Annotated in this window: 3 protein-coding genes and 1 pseudogene; all 4 read left to right on the forward strand. The window is 71.4% G+C overall.

Annotation, left to right across the window (positions count from 1 at the left end; genetic code table 11):
* Nucleotides 1-46: 46 nt before the first annotated feature.
* Nucleotides 47-1,522 carry an acyl-CoA dehydrogenase family protein gene (locus GUY60_RS33205; RefSeq protein WP_312866517.1) on the forward strand — a complete coding sequence of 492 codons (1,476 nt, stop codon included), beginning with the start codon at nt 47-49 and terminating at the stop codon, nt 1,520-1,522.
* Nucleotides 1,523-1,730: 208 nt separating this feature from the next.
* Nucleotides 1,731-2,177, forward strand: coding sequence for a hypothetical protein (locus tag GUY60_RS33210; RefSeq protein WP_223178764.1), 447 nt, complete (start codon nt 1,731-1,733; stop codon nt 2,175-2,177).
* Entirely contained in the window at nt 2,170-3,372 is a 1,203-nt protein-coding gene (locus GUY60_RS33215; RefSeq protein WP_223178765.1) for a DUF6545 domain-containing protein, read from the forward strand. Before GUY60_RS33210 ends, GUY60_RS33215 begins: the two co-directional genes overlap by 8 nt.
* A 417-nt stretch (nt 3,373-3,789) precedes the next feature.
* Nucleotides 3,790-5,667: pseudogene (locus tag GUY60_RS33220) on the forward strand (alpha-amylase family glycosyl hydrolase); the annotation flags it as partial.

Here is a 5,667-nt window from a genome sequence, read left to right on the forward strand (position 1 = left end):
AGTCAGCCCCAACCCACCCCCCTCACCCGCACCGCGGAGGTCCACCGTGTCCGAGTCGTCCAGCGTCTCCCCGCACCAGCACACGACGCGGCGGGGCGGCACGGGCACGGCGGAACGGCACGCGGCCGCCGGGCTGCCACCCGCCGACGCGAGCGGCACGGCGGGCGCGGACCCGGCGCACGGGCCAAACCTCTGGCTGCGGATCGCGACCGAGGTCGCGGACGACCTGGCGGTCGACGCGGCCGTCCGGGACCGGGCGGGCAAGCCCCCGTTCGACGAGGTGGCGCGGCTGCGCGAGGCGGGCCTGCTCGGCTTCCTCACCCCGCCGGGCCCCGGCGGCCGCGGCGCCGACTGGCTCACCGCCTGTACGGTCGTCCGGCAGATCTCGGCGGCCGACAGCTCCGTCGGCGAACTCCTCGGCCGGCACTACGTACTGGCCTGGTCGCCCCGCCTGTTCGCGGCGCCGCGCACGGCGGCGCGGCTCGAGGAGCGGGCCGCCGCCGAGCAGTGGCTGTGGGGCGGCAACGCCGAACCCGCCGAACCCTGGTCGCCGTCCGAGCGCCTCACCCTGACGCCCACGCGGGCGGGGTATGTCCTGGACGGGCGGCGGGAGTTGACCGCGACGACCGCCGTGGCCGACCGCTTCGTGCTCGCGGCGCCGCACGCCGACACCGGTGAGACCCTCGTCGCCGTGGTCGACCCCGCGCACGCGGGCGTGGCCGTCCAGTCCCGCGACGACCGGCTCGGCCAGCGGCTCACCGGTGCGGGCGCCGTGACCTTCGAGAACGTGCCGGTGACGGCGGGCCACGTGCTCGGCACCGTGCCACGCGACGAGCACGCGATCTCCCCGTTCACCGCACTCGCCCCGCTCGCCCTGCGCCTGATGCTCGCGCAGGTCGGCCTGGGCAACGCCGAGGGCGCCCTCGCCGAGGCACGCGACGTCAACCGGGCCTGGCCACAAGGCGGTTCGGACACGCTCGGCCTGCCGGGACGGCGACCCCAAGTCCACGGCGGCACGTACGACGGAGGCCACCTCGTCGGCGGGTACCCGGCGCAGGGAGGGCGTACCGACACCACCACCGCACCCTCATCGGCGCTGCACGACTCCGTCCCGCTCGGCGACGGCTACCCCGACCCGCTGCCCGACGACCCGTATCTCCTGCTCTCCTACGGTGAGTTGGCGACCTCCGCGCACACCGCCACCGCCGTCGTCGAGCGGGCCTCCGACGCGCTGGCCCGCGGGCTGCTCGCCGGTTCCGCGCTCGGGATCGACGAACGTGCCGAGATCGCCGTGCTCGTCGCGGCAGCCGAGGCCGTCACCGCGCAGGCCACGCTGCGGATCACCACCCGCATCCTCGAACTCACCGCCGCCGCCGACAGCGCCGGGCACACCACCGGCCTCGACCGGTTCTGGCGCAACGCACGGATCCTCACCGCGCTCGACTCCCCCGGCCACCGGCTGCGCGCCATCGGCGACCACTACCTCAACGGCACCCCGCCCCCGCTGACGCTGCGCGCCTGAGCCGCCCCCTCCGCGCGGTGGCGGCACATTCCAGCCGTGCGGACCCCCGTCTCTTCGTCGACACATGACTTGTTTTCCGCTGGTTCGCGCCGCGCGCGGCCGGTTACATGGGGCGCGGCGCAGCGCGCGGCCCGGCCGGGGGCGCGCGGCGTCGGCGTCCGTCCGCTCAGGGAAGGCTGGGGCCATCACTCACCGGACACACCGGCGCATGCGGCTCGCCGCGAAGGAACTGCTCGTCCTGCTGCCCGAGTTCCCGCAACCGTGGGACGTGGACGTGCTCTGCCGGGACCTCGCGGGGGCGCGCGGCCGTCCGCTGACTCTGCACCCTGTCGACCTGCCCGAGTTCCCCTTCGGCATGTGGATCGACGACGGTGTCGGGGACCGCGTCCTGTACCGCTCCTCGGCCACGGGATACCACCGGGACCACATCATCCTGCACGAGATCTGCCACCTGCTCATCGCCCGCGACGGCGACCCCGCCACGGCAACACGGACCACGGCACCACCCGGCGCCGGGGCGCACAGCGCCGCCGAGGAGGAACTCGCCGAGACCTTCGCCTCGTTGGCCCTCAAACACGCGGGCCGGCTCCGCCCCCGGGACCTGAGCCCGGTCGAGCGGCGCGCGGCGGAACTCCTGGGGGTGGCCCGTGCATGACGTACCCCCGTGGGTGGAGTCGATGCGCGGCGTCGTACTCGCCGTGGTGTGGACCGTGATCGTCCTGCGGCTGCCCGCGCTCTGGCGGGCCCGCCAACGCCCGGTGTGGGCAGTGCTGTTGCTGCTCGCCGGAGGCTCACTGTTCATCCAGGCCCAGGTCGGCGCCTGGATCGACACGACAACCGGCGTCGCCAAGGCCGGCGAGCTGGCCGTCACCCTGATCGCGCTCACCGACTTCGCGGCCGTGTGGTGGCTCGCCCTGACCCTCCGCACGGTGGACCGGCCGACGCCCGCGTGGCTGCGCCGGGCGCCCCTGGTGTGCGCGGCGGTCACGGCCGTGGCCGCCTGCGTGCTCTTCGCCCTCGCCGCCGAGGAACACCGGTACGGCGAACGGGCCGAGGGCGTCTGGGTGGCGTACGCGGTGGTCTGGATCGGATACGGCCTGGTCACGGCGGTCGGAGCGGCCGCGGTGTTCTGGCGGTACGGGCTCCGCATGCACAGCCCCGCACTGCGGGCGAGCATGCTGCTGCTCGCGGTCGGTACGAGTGCCGAGGTGCCGTATCTGGTGATCCGGGCGGTGCGCTGGTTCGACCCGGAGGTGTCGCCCGCGCTGGCGCTCGCCGGGTTCTGGTGCTCGTTCGCGCGGTTCGTGCTCGTCGCGGTCGGCTGTTCGCTCGCCGCCATCGACCCGCTGCGCAAGGCGTCGCTGTTCTGGTACCGGCGGCAGCGGATCTACCGGCTGTGGCGGCTCCTTCGGCAGGCCACGCCGGAACTCCTCGTGGTGACACCGCGCTCGCGCCTCTCCGACCTGCTGACGTTCCGCAACTCCTGGGAGCTGCTGCACCAGCGGGTCATCGACATCCGCGACAGCATCATCTTCCTGCGCGACGGCTGGGCCTCCCCCGAACTCCTCAGCGAGGCCGTACGGCACGCGGACGCGTCCTCCACGAGCGAGCGCGACCGGCTGCTCGCCACCGCCTGCTGGATCGAGGCGGCCCGCAGGGACGCGCTGGCCGGGGCACCGCGCCGGCACGAGGAAGTCGATCAGGGTCTGCTCCCCGAAGTGCACGCGCGGGAGTCGACCATGCCCCGCGAGATCACGTATCTCGTCCGTCTGCACCGCTCCCTGGCCTCCCGTCATGTCTCCGAATTCGCCACGCGGGTACGGCCGCGCCCGCAGGACGCCCTCGGCTGAACGGACACCACCGGCACCGCGAAGTTAACACCGCGGCCACCCGCTTGTAAGAGCTTGCGCAAGTTTTCGGAGTCGATCACCGCAAGCTCTCTGCCGTCATACGAGGTCAACTGACGATCCTGCGCGAGGGGTTGACCCGTACACGCCGCCACGACTACCTTCGGCGCCGCATACAACAACCCCGCTGCAAGACTTTGCAGCGACTCGTACCCCCGTACACCGATGGGGCCGTGGCGCGTCGGCCCTCCCGCCGAGGAGGGTTGCATGGCTCATCCCGAACGAACGACTACCCGGCACCACAGACCGCGCGGGCGCCCCACCCGGCGCCTCCTGCTCGGTCTCGCCCTGGTCGGCCTGCTCCTCGGCCTGCTCCCGGGCGTCTCCCAGGCCGGCGTCGAGGACGCCGCGCCGCGCGCCGCCGCGCCCGCCACCATGCTGGGCGGCGACCCGCGCGAGGACTCCGTCTACTTCGCCATGACCGCACGGTTCAACGACGGCGACACCGGCAACAACCGTGGCGGCAACCAGCACGAGAAGTCCGGCAACGCCGCGGCCCAGGACCCCATGTTCCGGGGCGACTTCAAGGGTCTGGCGGAGAAGCTCGACTACATCAAGGCGCTCGGCTTCTCTGCCATCTGGATCACCCCGGTGGTCCTCAACCGCTCGGACTACGACTACCACGGGTACCACGGCTACGACTTCTACAAGATCGACCCGCGCCTGGAGTCCGACGGCGTCTCGTACCAACAGCTCATCGACCGCGCGCACGCCGAGGGCATCAAGATCTACCAGGACGTGGTGTACAACCACAGCTCCCGCTGGGGCGCCAAGGGCCTCTTCACCCCGGTCGGTTACGGGGTGCGGGACGAGCAGTGGGGCGACTACTACGACGAGAAGGTGCCCGGCAAGGAGTACGACCCGCTGGCCGAGGACGCCGAGGGCAACCCGTACAACGGGGACCGCTGGTCGACCGAGGAACCCGCGGGCAACACCTGCGAGGACTGGGGCAAGCCCACCGGACAGACCGACCCCGAAGGCCGCAAGCTCTACAACTGCCAGTGGCCGAGCCCCACTTCGGGCATGTTCCCGGCGTCCACGCACCACCAGTGCTGGATCGGCAACTGGGAGGGCGAGGACTCCCGCAGCTGCTGGCTGCACGAGGACCTCGCGGACCTCAACACCGAGAACAAGGCGGTCCAGGACCACCTGATCGACGCGTACAACCAGTACATCGACATGGGCGTGGACGGCTTCCGTATCGACACCGCCGTGCACATCCCGCGCACCACCTGGAACCGCCGTTTCCTGCCCGCCCTGCACGACAAGCTTGTGGCCAAGTACGGCGCCGAGAAGGCCGACGACTTCTATGTCTTCGGCGAGGTGGCCGCCTTCGTCAACGACAAGTGGAACCGCGGCTCGGTGAACCACTCCGCACAGTTCTTCACCTGGAAGGAGCGCAAGGAGTACAGCGCGGACGACGCGGCCGCCTCGCTCGAGATGTACGAGTACGAGCAGGCCCAGGGCCCGTCGAACCAGCCGACCAGCACCAACGCGTTCCTCGGCGGCGAGGACGGCAACACGTACCACACCCCGGACCGCTCGAAGTTCTCCGGCATGAACGTCATCGACATGCGCATGCACATGAACTTCGGGGACGCCTCCAACGCCTTCCACAACGGCAAGGACTCCGACGACAGCTACAACGACGCGACGTACAACACCGTCTACGTCGACAGCCACGACTACGGACCCAACAAGTCCTCCACGCGCTACGCGGGCGGCACCGACGCCTGGGCCGAGAACATGGCCCTGATGTGGACGTTCCGCGGCATCCCCACCCTGTTCTACGGCTCCGAGATCGAGTTCCAGAAGGGCCAGCGGATCGACTGCGGACCGACCTGCCCGCTCTCCACCACAGGCCGCGCGTACTTCGGCGACCACCTCCAAGGCACCGTCACCGCAGGGGACTTCGGCAGCGTCGAGGGCGCCACCGGCAAGGTCGCCGAGACCCTGGAACAGCCCCTGGTGAAGCACGTCCAGCGGCTCAACCAGATCCGCCGCGCCGTGCCCGCCCTGCAGAAGGGCCAGTACGCGACGCAGGGCGTCACCGGCGACATGGCGTTCAAACGCCGCTACACCTCCGGCTCCACCGACAGCTTCGCCCTGGTCACGGTGTCCGGGACGGCCACGTACACCGGCGTCCCGAACGGCAAATACACCGACGCCGTCACCGGGGACGAGAAGACCGTCACCGACGGAAACCTCAGCGTCCCCGCGCCCGGCAAGGGCAACGTC

This window comes from Streptomyces boluensis (assembly GCF_009908195.1).
GTDB classification, from domain to species: Bacteria; Actinomycetota; Actinomycetes; order Streptomycetales; family Streptomycetaceae; genus Streptomyces; species Streptomyces boluensis.

Bases quoted from the DNA above. Each gene is read 5' to 3' on its own strand.
- GUY60_RS33210 (WP_223178764.1), top strand. From the start codon at position 1,731: ATGCGGCTCGCCGCGAAGGAACTGCTCGTCCTGCTGCCCGAGTTCCCG.